Origin of the sequence: Tahibacter aquaticus (assembly GCF_004363655.1) — a bacterium.
GTDB classification, from domain to species: Bacteria; Pseudomonadota; Gammaproteobacteria; order Xanthomonadales; family Rhodanobacteraceae; genus Tahibacter; species Tahibacter aquaticus.
Genome location: NZ_SNZH01000052.1, coordinates 1 through 2616, shown reverse-complemented (window position 1 = coordinate 2616; position 2616 = coordinate 1). Strand labels below are relative to the sequence as shown.

Sequence of the window (2616 nt, the reverse complement as noted above, 5' to 3'; positions counted from 1 at the left end):
TGAACTTCCGCCGGTTGCTGGAGAGGTATGAGCTGGCAGGAGAGATTCTGGCGCGGGTAAATGGGCATTTGTCGCGGAAGGGATTGATGCTCAAGCGAGGAACGATCGTGGACGCGACGATCATTGCAGCGCCGAGCTCGAAGAATGTCGAGGGCGAGCGCGATCCGGAGATGCATCAGACGAAGAAAGGTGAGCAGTGGTACTTCGGCATGAAGGCTCACATCGGCGTAGACGTTGATTCGGGCCTTGTGCACACGGTGACGACGACAGCGGCGAACGAAGCTGACGTGACGGAAGCGGAGTACCTGCTCCACGGCAAGGAACGTGTGGTGTATGCGGATGCGGGCTACACCGGTGCGGACAAGAGCGCCGCACGCAAGGGACTGGACTGGCAGATTGCGCGCAAGCGTGGCGTGGTCAAAGCGATGCCGGACGGCCGAGAAAAGCAGGCAATTCAGAAAGCAGAAAAGCGTAAGGCAAGTATTCGAGCCCGCGTCGAGCATCCGTTCCGCGTGGTGAAATGCCAGTTCGGCTATGTGAAGACGCGTTTCAAGGGACTGGCGAAGAACACGGCTCAGGTAATCACACTGTTCGCGTTGTCCAATTTGTGGATGGCGCGAAAGCGATTGCTGGCAATGACAGGTGAGTTGCGTCCGCAAGCCGCATTCTGAGGAGGAAAAGGCCCCGATCGCGGCCTTTTCTGGTGTTTTCGCTCAAACACGCATCCAAACGCCCACCTTCGACGACGAAACTACCTTCTGGCGCGGTGCTTCTCGGGCTTATTCAGAGGTTCCCTAAATCCCAACTACAACAGCAAGCTGGCCCGAGGCTACGAGCTGCTACAATCGGCCGGAATAATAGCACCACGCTAAATGAGTATTCGCGGGTGGCCAATGAGTAGGCCACCCGCGCTGCGTCTACTACACGCTTCATGCAGAACTTTTTCCGACAAAAACTCGCTCAAGTTGGCTAAAGAAATCTGATCTCCCACCTGTTTCGAGGCCCTCTCTCAATGGCGATAAAACGCGCGAAAATTAGAGCTGGAGATGTTTTAGAGTTGCAGGCCGGCAGCCGATTTGCATACGTACAATACATCGGAAAACATCCGGAATATGGAGATGCGATATTGGTCATTCCAGGATTCCACGAGCGAGAGACATCTTTGACCAGCGAAAATTTCGCTGATGGATATGTGACCTTCTATCCAGCCTCAGCGGCAGCGAGCCAAGGGCTTGTTGACGTGGTTTCGCACTTACCCCCTCCACCTGTTCCAACGCGCCTACGCCGAGCAGGCCGAAGGTCCGGAACGCAGGTAGAAACATGGATCATTGAGGAAGGGGCTCGCGAAGTCGTAAAGGAAAAGCTATCAGAGGGAGAGCTCCGGCTACCTGTTGCTTCGATCTGGAATCACGAGTTCCTAATTCAGCGAATTGCCGAGCGCTGGAATCCGATAAACTACGGACGTGATCCATGAATGACGACAAGCAGGCTATCCGCGAGATCAATGCGGTATCTAGTGGCGATGAAGTTCATGTCATTCTTCACTATCTCTACGTGCCAAGTAATGAGGTTGCCAACCAGATATCGAAAGACTTGAAGCAGCGTGGCTTCCAAGTAGAAGAACGCCTTGGAGCCGATTGCGAGAACTGGCTCGTTCTCGCCAAGCACAATGCCGTACCAACCGAGGAACTCATAGCATCAGTGCGCCAATCTTTGGAGGAAATGATGGACTCGGTAGGCGGCGAGTACGACGGATGGGAGGCTGAGATGCCAGATCGTGATGGAAATCCGCCAAGACTTCAGTAGCTGGCTATCACCCCATCGTGGAGTGAACTGTAAAGATGGGCTTCGATGACTTGAAGCGAGTCGAAGATGCGGCGATGAGCGAAGCCTTGACGATTGCAGGTTTTCGGCGCATAGCCGCCGGAATTTGGAACCGTCGCAAGGGTGATGAGCTAAACGTAATTCAACTTCAGTAGCACAGCACCGAAGCAACCTTCTGCGTGAATCTCGGAATTCACTACTCTTTCTTGCCGAAAGCACTGAAGCGCCGCTCAATGTCGACCAGATTGAGGTTCCCGATTGCGAATTAGAGCTTCGCCTGACGGACCAAGATACAGTCAAAGATCAGTGGTGGCCGATTGCCGCTTCAAGCGTCGGCCAAATTGCTGATCCTATGCGTCGCCGAGCCTTCCCGACCTTTGATTTATATCGACTCGACGGACCGATTGCCGCAATAGATGGAAAGAGTATCGAAAGCAGAAATCCTGGTCTCTTGGCCTCAATAACAAAGGTCAGAGCTTGCCTTCTTCTTCTTCTTGCCTGTATGCATGAGCGTTTGGGAAATCGCGACAAATGCGTTGAGGCGGCCACGATCGGGGTGAAACTCGCAGGTATGGCGGTTGGCCCAAAGAAGGCACTCAAAGACATCTTGAACCGCTTAAGACAACCGACTTGATACCACATGCCGAGAATTGTAGAGAAACTCCTTCTGACTGCTATGGGCACGCTGCTGAAGGCGCGAGGCTTCAATCCGAAACCGGCTGGGCAGTCGTTCCGCTTGGCGAAGCCCTTCGGATGGGCATCCATCCACCTTGCTTTCGTCCGGCATCCGCC

Annotated in this window: 3 protein-coding genes; all 3 read left to right on the top strand. The window is 54.0% G+C overall.

Annotation, left to right across the window (positions count from 1 at the left end):
* A partial coding sequence (locus DFR29_RS28710; RefSeq protein ID WP_133822067.1) for an IS5 family transposase occupies positions 1 to 671 on the top strand: 671 nt, incomplete at its 5' end.
* A 799-nt stretch (positions 672 to 1470) separates the two neighbouring features.
* A complete protein-coding gene (locus tag DFR29_RS28705) occupies positions 1471 to 1806 on the top strand; it encodes a ribonuclease E inhibitor RraB (RefSeq protein WP_133822066.1) in 336 nt (111 codons plus the stop codon).
* 35 nt (positions 1807 to 1841) lie between these two features.
* Positions 1842 to 1979, top strand: a complete 138-nt coding sequence (locus DFR29_RS29555) for a hypothetical protein (protein WP_166654425.1) — start codon at positions 1842 to 1844, stop codon at positions 1977 to 1979.
* The last annotated feature ends 637 nt before the right edge of the window (positions 1980 to 2616 follow it).

Bases quoted from the DNA above. Each gene is read 5' to 3' on its own strand.
- DFR29_RS28705 (WP_133822066.1), top strand. From the start codon at position 1,471: ATGAATGACGACAAGCAGGCTATCCGCGAGATCAATGCGGTATCTAGT.
- DFR29_RS29555 (WP_166654425.1), top strand. From the start codon at position 1,842: ATGGGCTTCGATGACTTGAAGCGAGTCGAAGATGCGGCGATGAGCGAA.